The 17,743-nt window shown below is 73.7% G+C and carries 19 protein-coding genes; 11 read left to right on the forward strand and 8 right to left on the reverse strand.

Annotation, left to right across the window (positions count from 1 at the left end; genetic code table 11):
• Positions 1-30 precede the first annotated feature (30 nt).
• Entirely contained in the window at positions 31-744 is a 714-nt protein-coding gene (gene trmB / locus MCAG_RS24655) for a tRNA (guanosine(46)-N7)-methyltransferase TrmB (protein ID WP_007075677.1), read from the reverse strand.
• A gap of 151 nt (positions 745-895) precedes the next feature.
• On the opposite strand from trmB, the gene MCAG_RS24660 reads away from it, so the two are divergent.
• Together MCAG_RS24660 and MCAG_RS24665 are read left to right on the forward strand one after the other, a co-directional pair.
• The gene (locus MCAG_RS24660) at positions 896-1,513 is read left to right on the forward strand and encodes a hypothetical protein (RefSeq protein WP_036375097.1); all 618 of its coding nucleotides are present in this window, start codon (positions 896-898) and stop codon (positions 1,511-1,513) included.
• Between the two features lie 62 nt (positions 1,514-1,575).
• Entirely contained in the window at positions 1,576-2,238 is a 663-nt protein-coding gene (locus MCAG_RS24665) for a class F sortase (RefSeq protein WP_007075679.1), read from the forward strand.
• 101 nt (positions 2,239-2,339) lie between these two features.
• On the opposite strand, the gene MCAG_RS24670 is transcribed toward MCAG_RS24665, so the two are convergent.
• From MCAG_RS24670 to MCAG_RS24685, 4 genes are all read right to left on the reverse strand, one after another.
• Positions 2,340-3,044: a VOC family protein gene (locus tag MCAG_RS24670; protein ID WP_157548211.1), complete on the reverse strand. Its 705-nt coding sequence runs from the start codon at positions 3,042-3,044 to the stop codon at positions 2,340-2,342.
• Positions 3,045-3,250: 206 nt separating this feature from the next.
• Entirely contained in the window at positions 3,251-3,574 is a 324-nt protein-coding gene (locus MCAG_RS24675; RefSeq protein WP_007075681.1) for an antibiotic biosynthesis monooxygenase, read from the reverse strand.
• A gap of 13 nt (positions 3,575-3,587) precedes the next feature.
• A complete protein-coding gene (locus MCAG_RS24680) occupies positions 3,588-4,385 on the reverse strand; it encodes an exodeoxyribonuclease III (protein ID WP_036375100.1) in 798 nt (265 codons plus the stop codon).
• A 37-nt stretch (positions 4,386-4,422) separates the two neighbouring features.
• Positions 4,423-5,340, reverse strand: coding sequence for a proteasome assembly chaperone family protein (locus MCAG_RS24685; protein ID WP_007075683.1), 918 nt, complete (start codon positions 5,338-5,340; stop codon positions 4,423-4,425).
• Between the two features lie 418 nt (positions 5,341-5,758).
• Here MCAG_RS24685 and MCAG_RS32840 point away from each other — a divergent pair, with 418 nt between their 5' ends.
• The 3 genes from MCAG_RS32840 (at position 5,759) to MCAG_RS24695 (ending at position 7,890) form a co-directional block, all read left to right on the forward strand.
• Positions 5,759-6,775, forward strand: a complete 1,017-nt coding sequence (locus tag MCAG_RS32840; RefSeq protein ID WP_007075684.1) for a hypothetical protein — start codon at positions 5,759-5,761, stop codon at positions 6,773-6,775.
• A gap of 85 nt (positions 6,776-6,860) precedes the next feature.
• The gene (locus MCAG_RS33920; protein WP_198141800.1) at positions 6,861-7,034 is read left to right on the forward strand and encodes a hypothetical protein; all 174 of its coding nucleotides are present in this window, start codon (positions 6,861-6,863) and stop codon (positions 7,032-7,034) included.
• A gap of 49 nt (positions 7,035-7,083) precedes the next feature.
• A complete protein-coding gene (locus tag MCAG_RS24695) occupies positions 7,084-7,890 on the forward strand; it encodes an EcsC family protein (protein WP_007075685.1) in 807 nt (268 codons plus the stop codon).
• Between the two features lie 169 nt (positions 7,891-8,059).
• On the opposite strand, the gene MCAG_RS24700 is transcribed toward MCAG_RS24695, so the two are convergent.
• The gene (locus MCAG_RS24700) at positions 8,060-8,908 is read right to left on the reverse strand and encodes a GDSL-type esterase/lipase family protein (protein WP_007075686.1); all 849 of its coding nucleotides are present in this window, start codon (positions 8,906-8,908) and stop codon (positions 8,060-8,062) included.
• 181 nt (positions 8,909-9,089) lie between these two features.
• Here MCAG_RS24700 and MCAG_RS24705 point away from each other — a divergent pair, with 181 nt between their 5' ends.
• The 5 genes from MCAG_RS24705 to MCAG_RS24725 all read left to right on the forward strand — a co-directional run bounded on the left by MCAG_RS24705 (position 9,090) and on the right by MCAG_RS24725 (position 13,732).
• Entirely contained in the window at positions 9,090-9,353 is a 264-nt protein-coding gene (locus MCAG_RS24705; RefSeq protein WP_036375103.1) for a DUF6343 family protein, read from the forward strand.
• A gap of 12 nt (positions 9,354-9,365) precedes the next feature.
• The gene (locus MCAG_RS24710) at positions 9,366-10,778 is read left to right on the forward strand and encodes an NADP-dependent succinic semialdehyde dehydrogenase (protein ID WP_007075687.1); all 1,413 of its coding nucleotides are present in this window, start codon (positions 9,366-9,368) and stop codon (positions 10,776-10,778) included.
• Between the two features lie 124 nt (positions 10,779-10,902).
• On the forward strand, positions 10,903-11,865 hold the full coding sequence (locus MCAG_RS24715) for a TIGR03885 family FMN-dependent LLM class oxidoreductase (protein WP_007075688.1): 963 nt from the start codon (positions 10,903-10,905) through the stop codon (positions 11,863-11,865).
• Between the two features lie 37 nt (positions 11,866-11,902).
• Entirely contained in the window at positions 11,903-13,477 is a 1,575-nt protein-coding gene (locus tag MCAG_RS24720; protein ID WP_007075689.1) for a Na+/H+ antiporter, read from the forward strand.
• A gap of 66 nt (positions 13,478-13,543) precedes the next feature.
• Positions 13,544-13,732, forward strand: coding sequence for a UBP-type zinc finger domain-containing protein (locus MCAG_RS24725; protein ID WP_083802341.1), 189 nt, complete (start codon positions 13,544-13,546; stop codon positions 13,730-13,732).
• A gap of 87 nt (positions 13,733-13,819) precedes the next feature.
• Here the strand turns inward: MCAG_RS24725 and MCAG_RS24730 are convergent, their stop codons facing one another.
• Positions 13,820-16,441 (reverse strand): glycoside hydrolase family 9 protein, encoded by a 2,622-nt coding sequence (locus MCAG_RS24730; protein WP_007075690.1) that lies wholly within the window; start codon positions 16,439-16,441, stop codon positions 13,820-13,822.
• 207 nt (positions 16,442-16,648) lie between these two features.
• Between MCAG_RS24730 and MCAG_RS24735 the strand changes: the two genes are divergently transcribed.
• Positions 16,649-17,377 (forward strand): PP2C family serine/threonine-protein phosphatase, encoded by a 729-nt coding sequence (locus MCAG_RS24735; RefSeq protein WP_007075691.1) that lies wholly within the window; start codon positions 16,649-16,651, stop codon positions 17,375-17,377.
• A gap of 53 nt (positions 17,378-17,430) precedes the next feature.
• Here the strand turns inward: MCAG_RS24735 and MCAG_RS24740 are convergent.
• Positions 17,431-17,743: ATP-dependent helicase C-terminal domain-containing protein (locus MCAG_RS24740; protein WP_304412202.1), on the reverse strand; the 313-nt coding region annotated here is incomplete at its 5' end.

A 17,743-nucleotide genomic window follows, 5' to 3' on the forward strand; every position in this document is an offset into this window, starting at 1 on the left:
AATGCGATAACAGGGGCCCCTCCTTGCGCCTCAGGCGCGGCGGTGGACCAGGTCGAACACCGGGCGGCCGGCCGTGAGGGCGCGGCGCTCGAACTTGGTGACCGGCCGGTGGGCCGGGCGCGATGCGTACCCGCCGTGCACGTCCACCAGCCCCGGGTCGGCGGTCAGCGTCTCGCGCATCGACTCGGCGTACTCGGCCCAGTCGGTGGCGCAGTGCAGCGTCCCGCCGGTCGCCAGCCGGGAACGCAGCAGCGCCACGTGCGCCGGCTGGATGATCCGCCGTTTGTGGTGCCGCGACTTCGGCCACGGGTCGGGAAAGAAGACGTGCACCGCGTCCAGCGACCCGTCCGGCAGCGCCCGGACCAGGTCCAGCGCGTCGCCCCGGGCGACCCGAACGTTGCCCAGCCCGAGGCGCTCCACCAGGCCCAACAGGTTGGCGATTCCGGGCGTGTGCACTTCGACCGCCAGATAGTCTCGGCGTGGGTCGTCGGCGGCCATCGTGGCCGTGGCGTCTCCCATCCCCGACCCGATCTCCAGCACGATCGGGGCGCGGCGACCGAACAGCGCCGCCAGATCCACGGGCGCGGCGGGGTCTTCGCTGACCGTCAGGCCGTACGCCGACCAGAGCCGGTCGAGGGCGTCGACCTGGCGGCCGGTCATCCGGCCCCGGCGGGGGTGGAAGGTGCGGATCCGCGACGCGTGCGGCGGCACGGTCACGACGGGGTTCGGGTCGGTGGAGGTCACAGCGCTCCGAGCCTACGCGACGATCGCGCCGAGCGAACACGACGATCGTGCCGGATCGGATGTGAGGTACGGCCGGGGATGAGAGGATTCATCCCGTATGGCAGGCCGGGCGGCCGCTGCCCGGCGACGCACTACCGCGCCGGGAGGGGTCATGGGGGCAGCCACGCGGATCGGCGTCGCGCTGGCGGTCGCCGTCGCCGCGCTCGCCGGGCCGCTCGCGGCGGGCGCGCGGGCCGCCGGGGCTCCCGCAGGCGTCCCCGCCCGCGAGCCGCTGCCCGGCCCGCCCGGTGGGCAGCAGCCCGGCTGGCTCGTCTTCGTCGAGGTCACCCCCAGCACCGTGCAGCCCGGCCACCTCGTCGGCATCCGGGCGAGTTGCCACGACAACTCCGTGCCGGCCATCGTGGTCTCCGACGCCTTCGGTCGGGTCGCCGTGCACCCGCAGCGAGGCCTGCTCATCGGCGCTCCGATGGTCCGCGAGCGCATCTGGCCGGGCAACTACCGGGTCAAGCTCGAATGCCGGGGCGGGGAGACCGCGACCACGATGCTCCAGGTGGTGAAGAAGCAACCCCCGCCCACCACCCGCCAGCCGAGGCACCCGCCGACCCATCACCCCAGCCGGGGGCCGAACACCGGCTTCGGCGGCACCGGCCGGGGCGCCACGGACGGGCTGCTGCTGCCCGGCGGTGTGGCGCTGACCGTGGCCGGGGTGACGATCGGCGTGGCCACGGCCCGTCGACCCCGGTCCCGTCGCAGCGGGAACCGCCGCTGAGGCCGGCCGTGGCGTCCCCGCACAGCGTGCGAGCCGTGGGGTCCGCGCACAGCGTGCGAGCCGTGGCGTCCCCGCGTACCGCCCGGTCTCGGTCTGCCCCGGCGGACGGTCGTCGCCGGTCCTGGTCGGTGCCGGCGGCGGTGGTTCTGGTGCTGCTCGGCGTCTTCACCATCGGCGCGGGCCTCGGCCGCGCGGCGGGGCCGCTGGAATGGGTGGCCCGCCCGGCGGGCCGGCCCGCCGCCGTCGACGACGCGCCCCGCCCGGCCGTCGGCCGCCCGGTCAGCCTCCGGGTGCCCGCGATCCGGGTGTCCGCGTCGGTCGGCCCGGTCGGGCAGGCCGCCGACGGGTCGATCGCCGTGCCGCCGCTGAGCGCCGCCGACGAGACCGGCTGGTACGACCGCAGCGTGATCCCCGGCGAGCCGGGCAGGGCCGTCATCGTCGGGCACGTGGACACCCGCGACGGCCCGGCCGTCTTCTACGACCTGGACAAGCTGCGGGCCGGCGACCGAATCGAGGTGACCCGCGCCGACGGCAGCGTGGCGGTCTTCGCGGTGGACTCGGTGGAACACTTCGGCAAGGACGACCTGCCTGCCGACCGGGTGTACGGCGACGACGGGCCACCGGGGCTGCGGCTGATCACCTGCGGCGGCGCGTGGGTCGGCGGCCGGACCGGCTACGCCGACAACGTCATCGCGTTCGCCTCCCTGCTCAGCCCCCATCCCTGACCCCGCCCACCCCAGGGGATCAAGAGGTTCACCTCCTCGTCGAGATCAACCCCGACGCGCCTCCCGTGACCACCGCGCGACACACACCTCGTCGTCGGCGGTCAGTTCGTCGTGACGCTGAACTCGTTGCCGTCGGGATCGGCCAGCACGACGGCACCGTCCGCAGCGGTTTCCAGCCGGGTGGCCCCGAGTGCGATCAGCCGGTCGACCTCCGCGTGCTGGTCGCCACCGGGCGGGGCGAGGTCGAAGCGCTGCCGGTTCCGTGCCTCCTTCGGGGCCACGGGCGGGCCTCCCCACGCGACCTTCGTGCCGCCGTGCGGTGACTGGACCGCGGTCTCCTCGTTCTGGTCCCACACCAGCGGCCAGCCGAGCGCCTCGCTCCAGAAGAGACCGACCTCGCGGGTGCCGTCGCAGGCGAGTTCCCCGAGCAGGCCACACCCGGCGAGGAAGCCGTTGCCCGGTTCGATCACGCAGAACTCGTTGCCCTCGGGGTCGGCCAGCACGACATGCCCCTCCTCGGGGCGCTGCCCGATGTCGAGGTGGTCCGCGCCGAGGCCCAGCGCTGTCGTCACCAGGCGCTGCTGGTCGTCGTGGTCGGCGCTGGTCAGGTGCAGGTGCACGCGGTTCGGCCCGACCTTCTCCGCCTGGCTCGGGACGAACCGGAGGCTGAGCTGGGTGTCGTCGCCGGGCAGGAGCGCGCCAGCGGCGTCCTCGACGACCTCCCGGCCGAGCATCCCGGCCCAGAACCGCGCAAGGTGAACCGCGTCGTGGGCGTCGAAGGTCACCGTGAGAAGTGGCGAGGGCATCACCGCACCGTAGCCACGGGTCGGCGGGCCAGCAACCTGTTTTGGCTCACCGGCAGTGTTGGCGGATCGGGCCGACGGCCGACAGTGGCCGTGCGTGGGCGTCCCGGCTCGCCTCCCGCCGACCCTCCGCGGAAAGGGGCGCGCGCCGGCGTGACCAGAGGGTCGCGGGTCAGGGATTGGCCCGAGGGCGTGGCCGCCCGGGCGGCTCAGGGCCGTTGGTCACCAGGGGCCGGCACCTGCTGGACCACCTCGAACTCCAGCAGGGTCGCGCCGGAGGCGACCTGGCGTCGCTGCTCGCCACCGGCGTGCGCGGCCCGGGACGGCCCGGCCGCCCACGCCTGGTACGCCTCCTCCGACTCCCACCGGGTGTAGACGAAGTAACGCTTCTCGCCGCCGACCGGGCGCAGCAGCTCGAACCCGAGGAACCCGGGAGAGCCCTCCACCGCGCCGGCCCGGGCGGCGAACCGCCGCTCCAGCTCCTCGCCCGCGCCTTCGGGAACGTCGATCGCGTTGATCTTCACGACTGCCATGGCCCCACCCTACTCAGAACGTCTCCACGGCCGGGGTCAGGTCGGCGTCCACCACGACCGGGGCGTGGTCGGAGGGGGCCTTGCCCTTGCGGGCCTCCCGATCCACGTACGCGGCGCGGACCGCGCGGGCGAAGGGCGCGGACGCGTACACCAGGTCGATCCGCATGCCCTTGTTCTGGTGGAACATCCCGGCCCGGTAGTCCCAGTACGTGTACGGGTGTGGCCCCTTCATCGGGGTGGGCACCACGTCGCTCAGCTCCAGGTCGCGCAAGGCCGCGAGGGCGTCCCGCTCGGCCGGCGTGACGTGGGTGGACGTGGCGAACAGGGCCGGGTCCCACACGTCGGCGTCGGTCGGGGCGACGTTGAAGTCGCCGCAGACGGCCAGCGGCAGCCCGCCGGTCAGCTCCTGCTCCAGCGCGTCGCGCAGGGCGGCGAACCAGGCCAGCTTGTACGCGTAGTGCGGGTCGCCCGGGGCGCGGCCGTTGGGCACGTACACCGACCAGACCCGCAGCCCGGCGCACGTGGCCGAGATGGCCCGGGCCTCCGGCTCCGGGAAGCCCGGTTCGCCGGGAAAGCCGACCGTCACGTCGGCCAGCCCGGCCCGGGACAGGATGGCCACCCCGTTCCACCGGCCGTCGCTGTGGCTGGCGACGGTGTAGCCAAGCTCGCCGACCTCGGCCACCGGGAACGCCCCGTCGGGGCACTTCGTCTCCTGGAGGCAGACGACGTCGGGGCCGGTGGTGGCCAGCCAGTCGAGCAGGCGGGGCAGGCGGGCCTTCACCGAGTTCACGTTCCACGTCGCCAGGCGCATGCCCCTAGCCTGCCGCATCCCCGCCCCGGCCGCCGGGTCAGCTCCCCGGGGTGTCGCCCGGCCGGCCCTGCTCGGCCAGGAACCGCTCCAGCTCCGCGCCCAGCTCGTCGGCGGTCGGCAGCGGGCCGGCCTCGGCGGCCAGCAGGTTCTCGCCCCGCCCCCGGGCGAACGCGTCGTACTGCTCCTCCAGCGCCGCCACCAGGGCGGCGGCGTCCTCGGTCTGGGCGACCTGCCGGTCGATCTCCACCCGCACCACCTCGGCGGCCGAGCGCAGGCCGTCGCGGGGTAGCAGCAGGCCGGTGCTGCGCGACACCGAGGCGAGCAGCACCTCGGCGGCGGCCGGGTACTCGGCCTGGGCCACGTAGTGCGGCACGTGGGCGGCGAAGCCGAGCGCGTCGCGGCCCTGTTCGCCGAGGCGGTACTCCAGCAGGTGCCCCACAGTGCCGGGGACCTGGACGCGTTGCAGCCACGGCTCGTACCCGGAGATCAGCTCGCGGCGGGTGGCGTGCGCGGTCACCCCGGTCGGACGGGTGTGCGGCACCGCCATCGGGATCGAGTTGAGGCCGACCGTGAGCCGGACGTCGAGCCGGGCGGCCAGCCCCGCGACGGCGGCCACGAACCGCTCCCACTGTAGGTCCGGCTCGGGGCCGGTGAGCAGCAGGAACGGGGTCTCGTCGTCGTCGTTCAGCAGGTGCACCCTCAGCGTCGGGGCGTCGTACTCCTCCCAGTGGTCCTCGACGAAGGTCATCGAGGGACGCCGGGACCGGTAGTCGTAGAGCTGGTCGACGTCGAAACTGGCGACCGGGCGTGCGTCGAGGGAGGTGAGTAGCTGCTCCCGGGCAAGCCGGGTGGCGTTTCCGGCATCGACGAAGCCGGTGAGAGCCTGGATCAGGACCGGCTGTCCGAGTTCGGGTAGATCGTCGGAGAGCTCGTAGAGCTCGTGTGGGTCGAGCACCGGTGCGGACCTCCCTGGGATGGCGCGTACGGGGCCGTGTCGCGCACGGCTCCCGGTTCGGGGAAACGTACCCGCCATCCTCGTGCATTCCTGCGCCGGACGTTCCGGCGTGAGATCCATGATCACAATCAGGCAACGGCCCCGTTTCGTCGGGTGGCCCCCTGTGCTGGGCCGGACGGTGGTGCGGGGTCGGCCGATCGGTGGAGGGAGGGCATCCGGGTGGGAGCGCCCGATGTTCCGGGCGGTCACCGCCCTGCCGGGTGCCGGCCAGCCCGTACCGGAGGTTCGCCGGACTCGCCCCGTCCCTGCCGACTCGGGGCTACCGGTGCCCGGGTGTCCGGACTGGGGGCCTGCCGGTGTGGCGAGGGCCACCCGATGAGCCTGGGTTATCCGGATATGACCTGCATAGCCTCGTCGGATGCGTGACGACGGCACCCTCGACGACAAGCCCGATCCCGACGCGGTGGCCGACCGTTCGGACGCTACCTTATCGTCCGAACGGTCACCCACCACCATCGCCAGCGGCGCGCGCCTCGGAGGCCGCCGCAACTCCCTCGCCGACCTGATCCGTACCCGCTCCGGGTGGCTGCGTGACCTCCCGACCCCGAACGGATCGGCGGCACGGCCGGCGGCGGCCGGCGGCCCCGGCGAGCGGGTCGGCCCGGCGGGCCGGGGTCGGCGGGCCGGGGCGGTGGTGGCCGTGGGTGTGGTCTGCTGCCTCGCCCTGGCCGCCCTCGCCCAGGCGCGGCAGGAGGCGGCGGACACCGGACGGGCCGGTGCCCTCGCCGCCGACGCGGGGCTGGACCGGCGCGCGGCGGCCGAGGTGGCCGCCCGGTCGCTGGAACGCGCGCCCGCCCCGACGGTCTCCCCCTCCGCGCCCCCCGGCTCGCCCTCCGCCACCGCCTCGCCCTCCGCCACCGCCTCGCCCTCGGTCACCGCCACGCCCTCCGCCGCGCGGAAGCGAACCGCGCCGAAGCGACCCGCCGGTCCCGCCCCCGTGGCCGGCCTGACGAAGGCCCAGATGGCGAACGCGAAGGTGATCGTGCGGACCGGCCGCGAGCTGGGCTTCCCCCGGCGAGGGCTGGTCATCGCGGTGGCCACCGCGATGCAGGAAAGTAACCTCTACAACCTCGCCAGCGGGGTGCTGCCCGAGTCGCAGGAGTACCCGCACCAGGGCGTCGGCTGGGATCACGACTCGGTCGGGCTGTTCCAGCAGCGGGCCAGCAGCGGCTGGGGCGAGGTGGGGCAACTGATGGATCCCGAGTTCGCCACCCGGCAGTTCCTTACCGCCCTGGCGGAGATCCCGGGCTGGGAAGAGCTGCCGCTGACGGTCGCGGCCCAGTCCGTGCAGATCTCCGCGTACCCGGACCTCTACGCGCAGCACGAGTGGCGGGCCGCGGAGGTGGTCGACGCGTTCCTGTCCGCCGGAATGTGACCCCCGGATCTCGCTCGCGGGCGTCCGCCGGGCCCCGCACCGGACACAATGGACGGTTGGCGTTTGTCGCGGCAGGGTACACATGATGAAGAACGACCGACAGGAGGACGACATGTCAGCACTGATGCAGCGGATCACCCGGTTCCTCCGGACGCCGCAGGGGCAGCAGCTCGTGGACCGGGGCCGCCGTGAGCTGGCCAAGCCGGAGACGCGGAGCAAGCTGAAGCAGTTCGCCTCCCGCCTGTCCGGCCGGCGCTGACCGCGCCGACGCCGCCGTACCCGCCCGTCACCGACCCCCGGGAGCTTCCGTGACCGATTCCGCCCCCGTCGACGGCCAGCCAGCCGCTTCCACGCCGGTCCCGCCAGCGGTGCCGAAGCCGCCGGCGGTGCCGGTCGCGCCGGAGGTGCCGGGGGCGCCGCTCCCGCCGGCCGCCGTCGAGGACGCCCCGGAGGGGCCGCCGGCCCGGCTCTGGGACCGCATGCGGGAGGACCCGCAGTACGCCCCGGAGCACCTGGCCCTGGAGGCGGTGCGCCGGCTCGGGCCCGAGGCGGCCCGGTGGGTGGCCCGCGCGCGGGCGGAGCGGCCCGACGCTCAGGTGGAGGAGCTGGCCGAGCAGGCGGTGCGCCGATTCGTCAACCGGGCCCGGCTCTCCGGGGCGGTCTCCGGCGCGGCCGGGCTCCCCGGCGCGGTGATCGACGTCGGGGTGCTGGCCTGGACCCAGGCGCGGATGGTCCTGCACGTCGCGGCGGCCCACGGGATCGACCCGACGCACCCGGACCGGGCCACCGACCTGTTGGTGTTGCAGAAGGTGCACAAGGTGGCCGAGACCGCCCGGCTGGCGCTGGGCGTGGCCGCCGGCCGGGAACGTGCCGGGGCTCTGTTCGGCTCCGGCGGGCAGGCCGCGCTGGGCAAGGTGATGATCCGGCTGGGCGTACGGCTGGCCCAGATGGCCGGGGTGCGGGCGGCGAAGCGAATCTTCGCCAAGGTGATTCCCGGCGCCGCGATCATCCTCGGCACCTGGGCGAACTCGTCGGCGACCAAGGACCTCGCCGAGCGGTCGCGCCAGCTCTACCGCAGCATGGGCCCGGCCGGGGGTGTCCCCCGGCCCCGCTGAGCCCGCGTCACCGCCGCGCCCTTGCCCAGACGGGGGCGCGGCCGTGAGCCCAGGTGGGGCGCTCCCGCCCGGGAAGGCGCGGCCGTGAGAAGAGATCGGCGACGCTCCCGCCCGGGAAGGGCGCGGACGGCGCTTTCGGGCGCGTCAGCGGACGGCGCTTCCGGGCGCGTCAGTCGAAGCCGGCGGCGCGCCAGGTCACGTCGGCCAGCCGGCCCTGACCGGCGACGTTGGGGTGGAACCAGTCCAGTGCATTGACCAGGTCGAGGGTGAACCGGACGCGGTGCACCGCCCCGCCGTCGTACCGGCACCGCGAGCCGTACGCCCGGCAGGCCGACTTCAACTGCGCGTTGTACGCGTCGATGCGGTCCCGGACCTTCGCTCGCCGCGCGACGTCGTCCGGCGCGGTCGACGTCGCGTCGGCCAGCAGCGCCGGGCACACCCCCTGCCGCCACGCCCGCACCGCCCGGGAGTCGGTGTGCCCGACCTCCCAGAGCCGGTGCAGGTCGGGGATGCTGACCACCAGCACCCGCGCCTTGGGGCGGCCCGTGCGCAGCACCCTTAGGCCCTCGTCCACCTGCTTGCGGAACGTCGCCGCCGGCGTCATGGCGTCGACGTCGTCGCGGCACGCGTCGTTCGCGCCGATCAGCACCGTCACGTAGTCGGCGCGGTCGCGGACCGCCGCCTCGGCCTGCCCGGCCAGCGCTGCGGCCCGCGCGCCCGGCTTGGCGTGGTTGTGGGCCGCGCCGCGCAGCTTCGGGTTCCGGTCGACCAGTCGCTGGTAGTGGCTGTCCACCCGTAGCCCGTCACCGGTGGACCACGAGTTGCGCTCGCACGAGCTGAGCATCAGGCAGGAGGCGAAGCCGGTGCTGATCGAGTCGCCGAGGGCGGCCATCACGGCCGGCGTGCCGGGAGCCGGCGACCCGCCGGACGGCCGGGGGCTGGCCTCGCCGCCGCTCTCGCAGGCGAGCGCGACCAGGGCCAGCAGACAGGCCACGGCGGCGACCCAGCGTCGAGGCATCTTTCCCCAGTCCTGCGGCGGAGTGCGACAGCCAGCTAACCCTACGTGCGGGGCCGGCGCGGGCGGTGGCCTGCTGTCGGCTTTCCGGCGCTCGACGGCCCAGACGTCCCCGGGTGTGGTATACGGCTCGACCGCGACCCGATGCCCGGTTAACCGGGCCGATTGGGGGTAGCCCGCAGGGATGACGAGATCACAGCCCCGCCGCGCCCGCGGCACCGTGGGCCACGCGTACAGCGCGCTGAACCTTCGCCTCGCGCTCGCCGGCTTCGGGCTCGTGACCATGGCGCTGTTCGCCGTGCTGGCGGTGTGGGCCGACGTGGTGTGGCTCGGCGTCGTCTGCGCGTTCTTCGCCGTCGTCGCCGCGGTCGACCTGGTCGTCATCCAGCGCCGCCGTGCCGCGCGCCGCCGGGAGTCCCCGGGCGCGCGGCACTCGCTGTTCGAGTGACAGGAGTACGAGATGTCCATCGCCACCACCAACCCCGCCACCGGACAGGTGCTCAAGTCGTACGACCCAATGTCGGACGCGCAGGTCGACGCCGCCATCGAGCGGGCCGACCTGGCGTTTCGGGACCTGCGCCGAACCACCGTCGCCCAGCGGGGCCGGTGGCTGACCGCCGCCGCCGACCTGCTCGACGCCGAACGCGACGAGACCGCCCGGGGAATGACCACCGAGATGGGCAAGACGTACGCCGCCGCGAAAGCCGAGGTCGTCAAGTGCGCCTCGGCGTGCCGGTTCTACGCCGCCCACGCCGAGCGGATGCTTGCCGACGAACCCGCCGACGCCCGGTCGGTCAAGGCCAGCCGGGCCTTCGTCCGGTACCAGCCGATCGGGACCGTGCTGGCGGTGATGCCGTGGAACTTCCCGCTCTGGCAGGTCATGCGGTTCGCCGCGCCGGCCCTGATGGCCGGCAACACCGTCCTGCTCAAGCACGCCTCGAACGTGCCGCAGACCGCCCTGTACCTGGAGGACCTGTTCCGCCGCGCCGGATTCGGTGCGGGTGTCTTCACGACCCTGCTCGTCGGCTCGGACGCCGTCGACCGCATCCTCAGCGACCCCCGGGTACGCGCCGCGACCCTGACCGGCAGCGAGGGCGCGGGCAGGTCCATCGCCCAGATCGCCGGCCGGGAGTTGAAGAAGACCGTGCTGGAGTTGGGCGGCAGCGACCCGTTCGTGGTGATGCCCTCGGCGGACCTGGACCGGGCCGCCGAGGTCGCCACCACCGCCCGCTGCCAGAACAACGGCCAGTCCTGCATCGCCGCCAAGCGGTTCGTCGTGCACACCGACGTCTTCGACGCGTTCGCCGAGCGCTTCGCGGCGAACATGGCCGCGCTGCGGGTAGGCGACCCCATGGACCAGGCCACCGACGTCGGCCCGCTGGCCAGCGAGAAGGGCCGGGACGAGATCGACGCCCAGGTCCGGGACGCGGTCGGCAGGGGTGCCACCGTGCTCTGCGGCGGCGAGAAGCCGGCCGGCGCGGGCTGGTTCTACCCGCCCACCGTGGTCACCGACCTGCGGCCGGAGATGCGGATGTGGTCCGAGGAGGTGTTCGGGCCGGTCGCGGGGCTTTACCGGGTGTCGTCGTACGCCGAGGCGATCGAGGTGGCCAACGGGACCGCCTTCGGCCTCGGCGCGAACGCCTGGACCACCGACCCCGAGGAGCAGGAGCGCTTCGCCACCCACCTCGAGGCCGGCAACGTCTTCGTCAACGGCATGACCACCTCGTTCCCCGAGTTGCCGTTCGGGGGTGTGAAGAACTCCGGGTACGGCCGCGAGTTGTCGGCGCTGGGCATGCGCGAGTTCTGCAACACCAAGACCGTCTGGGTGGGCCGGGGCGAGACGACGGCCGGCGCCGGGGCGCACGCAGAGTAGGCGGGCGCTGGGTCGGCGCTGGTTAACAAGGGTCCCCTGCTCTACCGAATGCGTTAACAGGGGGCCCTTCCTTGCGGGGCAGGCGTGGGTTGGTCGGACTCCGGCGTGGGTAGGAGGTGCGCCCATGACGGTGTTCGGCTTCCACGCGTCCCACGAGCAGATCCACCCGGCCAGGCTGCTGGAGGCGGTGACCCACGCCGAACGGGCCGGCTTCGACGCCGCCATGTCCTCGGACCACTTCTCCCCGTGGAGCGCCCGGCAGGGCCAGTCCGGTTTCGCCTGGTCCTGGCTCGGGGCGGCCCTCCAGGCCACCAACCTGCCCTTCGGCGTGGTCAACGCGCCCGGCCAGCGGTACCACCCGGCGATCATCGCCCAGGCCATCGGCACGCTCGGCGCGATGTACCCGGGCCGGTTCTGGGCCGCGCTGGGCACCGGCGAGGCCAGCAACGAGCACATCACCGGCGACGCGTGGCCCCGCAAGGACGTCCGCGCCGCCCGGCTGCGCGAGTGCGTCGACGTGATCCGGGCGCTGCTGGCCGGCGAGGAGGTCAGCCACGACGGCCTCGTCACGGTCGACCGGGCGAGGCTGTGGACCCGCCCCGAGCAGCCGCCGGCGCTGATCGGGGCGGCCGTCAGCGTGACAACCGCCCGCTGGTGCGCGCAGTGGGCCGACGGCCTGATCACCGTCAACGCCCCCACCGGCCACCTGCGCGACATGATCGACGCCTACCGCGACGCCGGGGGCCGGGGCCCGCTGCACCTACAGGTGCACGTGAGCTGGGCGCCCGAGCAGGCCGAGGCCGAGGCGATCGCGTACGACCAGTGGCGCAGCAACGTCTTCGCCCCGCCGGTCTGCTGGGACCTGGAGACGGTTGAGCACTTCGACGCCGTCTCCGCCGACGTGCCGATGCGGCGGGTCACCTCGACGGTCAACGTCTCGGCCGACCTGGGCCGGCACGTCGGTTGGCTGCAGGAGTACCTGGAGCTGGGCTTCGACCAGATCGCCCTGCACCACGTCGGGCAGGAGCAGCGGGCCTTCATCGACGCCTTCGGGGCGCAGGTGTTACCGAGACTGCGGGCCGCGTGATCGGCGCGCTCCGGGTGGGGTCCTAGGCTCGTATTCCATGGAGTCCCTGTTCGAGGTCGTCGTCTTCCTCGCCATCGCGACGCTCGGCGCGGCGCTGGCGCGCAGGCTCGGGCTGCTCGCGCCGATCCTGCTCGTGGTGGTCGGCCTCGCGCTCTCCTTCGTGCCGGGCTTCCCCCAGGTCCAGCTCGACCCGGACCTGGTGCTGGTGGGCATCCTGCCGCCGCTGCTGTACGTGGCGGCCGTGGAGACGTCGGTGCCGGCGTTCAAGCTCAACCTGCGGCCGATCCTGCTGCTCGCCGTCGGGCTGGTGATCTTCACCGCGTTCGCCGTGGGCCTCGTGGTGCACCTGCTGCTGCCGGCGGTGCCGTTCGCCGTCTGCCTGGCCCTCGGCGCGGTGGTCGCCCCGCCGGACGCGGTCGCGGCCACCGCCGTGGCCCGCCGGATCGGGCTGCCCCGCCGGGTGGTGACGATCCTGGAGGGCGAGAGCCTGGTCAACGACGCCACCGCGCTGGTCCTGCTGCGGGTGGCCACCATGGCGACGATCGGCACCTCGGTCGGGGTCGTCGACGTGGCCTGGGAGGTGCTGATCGCCACCGGCGGCGGCATCCTGGTCGGCGTGGCCGGGGTGGTGGCCTTCGGGTTCCTGCACAAGCGGATCACCGATCCGCTGCTGGACAACGCGGTGTCGCTGATCGTGCCGTTCGCGGTCGTCTTCGCCGCCGAGGAGATCCACGCCTCCGGGGTGGTGGCCGTGGTGGTGACCGGGCTCGGGATCGGGCACAAGATGCCGATGTTGATGTCGGCGGCCTCCCGGCTTCAGATCGGGGCGTTCTGGCGGCTGGCTCGCTTCCTGCTGGAGGGGCTGGTCTTTCTGCTGGTCGGCCTCCAGTTGCGCGAGGTGGTACGCGACCTTGACGAGCCGCTGGGCTTCCTCGCGGCCATCACCGGGGCGGTGCTGGTCACCGTCTTCCTGACCCGGTTCGTCTGGATCTTCCCGGCCACCTACCTGGCCCGCCTGGTGCCCAGGGTGCGGCAGCGGGACTCGGCCCCGCCGGCGAAGTTCCCCATCGTCATCGGCTGGGCCGGGATGCGGGGGGTGGTCACCCTGGCCGCCGCGCTGGCCCTGCCGCTGACCCTCGCGCAGGACCGGCCCTACCCCCGGCAGCTGTTCATCTGGCTGGCCTTCGCGGTGATCGTGGTGACGCTGGTCGGTCAGGGCGCGACCCTGCCGGCGGTGGCGCGCCGGCTGAGGCTGCCGGCGGACGACCCGGTACAGGACGCGCTCTCCGCCGCGGGCGTCCAGCAGCAGGCCAGCCGGGCCGCCCGGAAGCGGCTCGACGAGTTGGCCGAGTCCGCGCCGACGGCGGTCGTGGAGCGGCTGCGCCGGGTGTCGACGGAGCGGACCAACCTGGCGTGGGAGCGGCTCGGCGGCACCGAGCGGGAAACGCCGTCGCAGGCGTACGGTCGGCTGCGGCAGGAGATGATCGACGCGGAGCGGGAGGTGTTCCGGGCCGCCCGTGACTCCGGCCGGATACCGGAGGAGGTGCTGGTGCAGGCGTACCGCGACCTGGACCTGGAGGAGTCGCTGCTGCGGCGGGAGGGGGACTCGTGAGCTGCGAGCACCTGACGGGGGCGGGCACGCCAGACTCTCGGTACCAGACCGGAGTGCCCGGATTGCGTGCCCGTCGGCAACGACGACTGGGTGCACCTGCGGTCCTGCCTGACCTGCGGGCACGTGGGCTGCTGCGACTCGTCGCCGTACCAGCACGCGTCGAAGCACTTCGCGGACGTTGGTCACCCGGTGATGCGTTCGATCCAACCGGGGGAGGCGTGGCGCTGGTGCTTCGTCGACGAGGAGATCGGCTGACCCGTCACGACCGTGGCCCGGGGGCTGGACGATCGTGGCCGACAGCGGGTGGCCTCCCCGCACGGGGAGGCCACCCGTATCAGTGGGTCAGGACAGGGTGCAGGCGGAGCCGTTGACCGTGACCAGGCCCGGTGCCGGGTTCGCGCCGCCGGCCGTGGTCGCGTTGAAGCCGAAGCTCGCGCTGCCGCCCGGGGCGATCCGGGCGTTGTACGACTCGTTCTTCGCCGTCACCGTGGCCCCGGACTGGGTCACCTTCGCCATCCACGCCTCCCGCACCTTCTGGTCACCGGTGAAGGCGAACCGGGCGGTCCAGCCGTTCACCGCGACGGTGCCGGTGTTGCGGATGGTCACCTGGGCGGTGAACCCGTTGCCGCCGTGCCAGGTGCCGTAGTTGTCGTACGACACCGAGCAGGTGGGCGCCGGCACGGCCGCCGCGTCGTCCTGGTCGGCGAGGAACGAGGCCAGCCAGGTCAGCGCCGAGTTCCAGTTGATCGCGACCTCGTTCGTCGAGTACGAGTTGATGTCGTCGATGTAGCAGAACATCGGCTTGCAACCGGCAAGTTTGTTCGCCGAGAACGGGTCCTGGAGGCCGGCGTTCGCGCCACCGGCGAGCGAGCCGGCGGGCGGGTTCGGCAGGGTCGGGTCGAACTGGTTGCCGAACATCCGGCTGTGCTGGTTGTGCGCCGCGTGCTCGCCCCAGCCGGTGACGTACGAGATGTTGAGCGCGTTGCGGCCGAACAGGTAGTCCGCCGCCTGCACGGCTCCGTCGCGGTACTTCGCGTTCCGGGTCAGGTCGAAGGCGGTGGCCAGCACGACCGCGTTGTTGGCGATGTTGCCGTTGGCCCCCCAGAAGTAGCTGTCTTTGTCGTCGGGCATCGGCAGCCCGTACGGCTGGCTGGCGATGATCTCCAGGTAGCGGTCGGCGGCGGCGGCCACCGAGGCACGCACCCGGTTGCGGTCGGCGGTCGGCAGGCCATTGGGGACGGTGGCCAGGCCGAGCCGGCCCAGCGCGGCGACGCCCTGCCAGCTGAAGCCCCGGTCGCCGAAGACCGCGCCGGTGTGGTGCTTCGAGGCGGTCAGGTCGGTCAGGTACGCGGCCTCGCCGGTGGTCAGGAACAGTTCGGCCGCGGCCCAGTAGAACTCGTCGCTGACGTCGGCGTCGTCGTACGCGCCGCCGCCGGTGCCGTCGGTGGGGCTGGCGTAGATCGCCGGGTGGGCCTTGGCCGCCGCGTACGCGGTTTTCGCGGCGGTGCCGCAGCGGGTGGCGAACGCCGCGTCGTACGGGGCGAACAGCCGGGCGCACTGGGCGGCGACGGCGGCCAGGTTGAGAGTGGCCGCCGTGGACGGCGGGTGCAGCTCGCGCGGCTGCGGGTCGGCGGCTGGGTCGAGCGGCAGGCCGGTCCAGTTCCTGTCGTGGATCTTGTGGTGGACCATCCCGGCCAGCGGCTTGCCGGCCGGCACCTGCATGCGCAGCAGGAACTCCAGCTCCCAGCGGGCCTCGTCGAGGACGTCCGGCACGGCGTTGCCGCGCTCGGGCACCCGCAGGGTGCTGTCGCCCAGCGCCGCGCCGCCGTCGGCGGTGGCCGCCGTCTTGGTCCGCTCGAAGGTGTTCAGTAGCTGGTAGGTGGCGATGCCGCCGTTGACCACGTACTTGCCGTGGTCGCCCGCGTCGTACCAGCCGCCGCGCACGTCGAGGGAGTAGTCGCAGACACCCGGCTGGCAGGGCACGCTGGTGTCGCCCTGGTTGGGGGCGACGCCGAGGTGGCCGGCGGCGCGGGCGTACTTCTCGCCGACCAGGTCGCCGTCGATGGCGATGCCGCTGCGCTGGATGTAGAAGAACTGGAGGGCGTCGCTGCGCAGCCGGTCGTAGAGCGTGCCGGAGATGTCGAACGGGTGGCTGGTCTCGCCGTCGGCGACGAGCGTGTAACCGGTGCCCGGGGTCCGGTAGGCGGAGAAGTCGATGGTCTGCACGTTCTGCCCGGAGGCCGCGTCGACCCCGCGCGGGGTGCTCTGCCCGCTGGCGACCACCGCGCCGGCGGCGGAGCGGAGCTGCCAGGCGAACGGGGTGGTGGCCTCGGTGACCACGGTGGCGTTCTTGGGGCCGCCGGGCAGGTAGCCGACCTGGTTCACCCGCACCCGGGGCCCGGTGTCCGGCTCGTACGGCTCCGGCGGCTCGCCGCCGCGCAGCGAGACGTTGTCCAGGCAGATGGTCTGCTCGGCGGCAGCCCCGCCGACCTGGAAGACGAGCTGGGCGCTCGGGTTGCTCTCGGCGGCGGTGAACGTCTTGGTGAAGCGCTGACTGGTGCCGGTGGCGGCGGCGTCCACATTGGCGTACTGCGTGTAGGGGGCGGCACCGAGCTGGAGCACGGCCTTGACGTTCGCCCCGGGGGTGGCGGAGACGTCGAAGGACAGCTCGTACTCGGCGCCGGCGGTCAGCGGCACGGCGTCCTGGCCGAACCCGGCGTCCCAGGGATTGGCCAGCCCGCCGGGGACGGTGGCGCAGAGCCGGCCGTCGGTGACCCCGAGCGGGCCGGTGCCGTAGGAGAACCAGGGGGCGACGCCCTCGCCGAAGTCGCCGTTCTTGATCTGATCGGGAGCGTCCGGGGGGACCTCGGCGTGGGCCACGCCGGCGGTGGTGCCGGTGAGGGCCAGGGCGGTCGCCGCAGCGAGGGCCGCGAGGCGGCCTCGACGGCGTCGGGATGGCGTCACGGGGGTTCCTTCCAGGGGGACAGACTGAACCGATTCTGGGAGCGCTCCCAATATCGCTCCGATATTTCCAGCGGGTGTCTGCCATGTCAATTGAGGAGGCTGGATAAGATTACCGGCCTGGCCCGACGCGTGAGATTCGCCGCGCCACGCGGCGTCGTCGCGATCTCCTAGAGACAACTGCGCCCTCCAACTGGCAGGCTGCGTGCCATGACCCTGAAGCTGCGTTCCGTGGGGGCGAGCGACCGCGGGCTGATCCGCAGCGGAAACCAGGACGCCCTGCACTCCGGCACCTGGCTCGTCGCCGTCGCCGACGGCATGGGCGGGATGGCCGCCGGTGACCTGGCCAGTCGCATCGCGATCGACGCGGTCGGTCCCCTGGACCTGGCCACACCCGAGGACGCCCTGGTCGCCGCCCTGCAGAGCGGTATCGAGCTGGCGACCGCGCGGATCGCCCAGGCGGTGCGCGAGGACCCGGAGCGGCAGGGCATGGGCACCACCCTGACCGCCCTGCTCTTCGCCCGCACCGGAAGCTGCCTCGCCCTGGCCCACGTCGGCGACTCCCGCGCCTACCTGTACCGGGAGGGGGTGCTCAAGCAGATCACCCGCGACGACACCTTCGTGCAGATGCTCGTCGACCAGGGCCTGATCACCGCCGACCAGGCCGCGAGCCATCCCCGCCGGGCCGTGGTGACCCAGGCGTTGCAGGGGGAGGAGGTCTCCCCGGCGTACGCGACGATGGTGCCCCGGGCCGGCGACCGCTGGCTGCTGTGCAGCGACGGCCTGTCCAACGTGGTCCGCCCGGACACCCTCGCCGAGGTGCTGGGCGGCAACCCGGACCGGGAGGCGTGCGCCCGGCGGCTGATCGACCTGGCGCTGCGCGCCGGCGGCCCCGACAACATCACCGTCGTCATCGCCGACGTGGTCGCCGAGGACTGACTGTGAGCATGGCGGGGTCCGGCCCCGCCGCGCCCGGGCCGACCGAGCGCCGGTCAGCGGCGGCGGGGGGCCGCCCGGCGGGTCGGCTCGGCCGTGGTCGGGTCCTCCGGCCAGGGATGGCGGGGGTAGCGTCCGCGCAGCTCCGCGCGGACCTGCGGGTACCCGGTGCGCCAGAACGACGCCAAATCGGCGGTGACCGCCACCGGCCGCCCGGCGGGGGAGAGCAGGTGCAGCAGCACCGGTACCCGCCCGCCGGCGACCCGGGGCGCGTCGGCCCAGCCGAACGTCTCCTGGAGCTTCACGGCGAGCACCGGGGCGGCCGGGTCGGCGTAGTCCACCCGCACCCGGGAGCCGCTGGGCACGACG

It is taken from the genome of Micromonospora sp. ATCC 39149 (assembly GCF_000158815.1).
In the GTDB taxonomy this organism is placed as follows: domain Bacteria; phylum Actinomycetota; class Actinomycetes; order Mycobacteriales; family Micromonosporaceae; genus Micromonospora.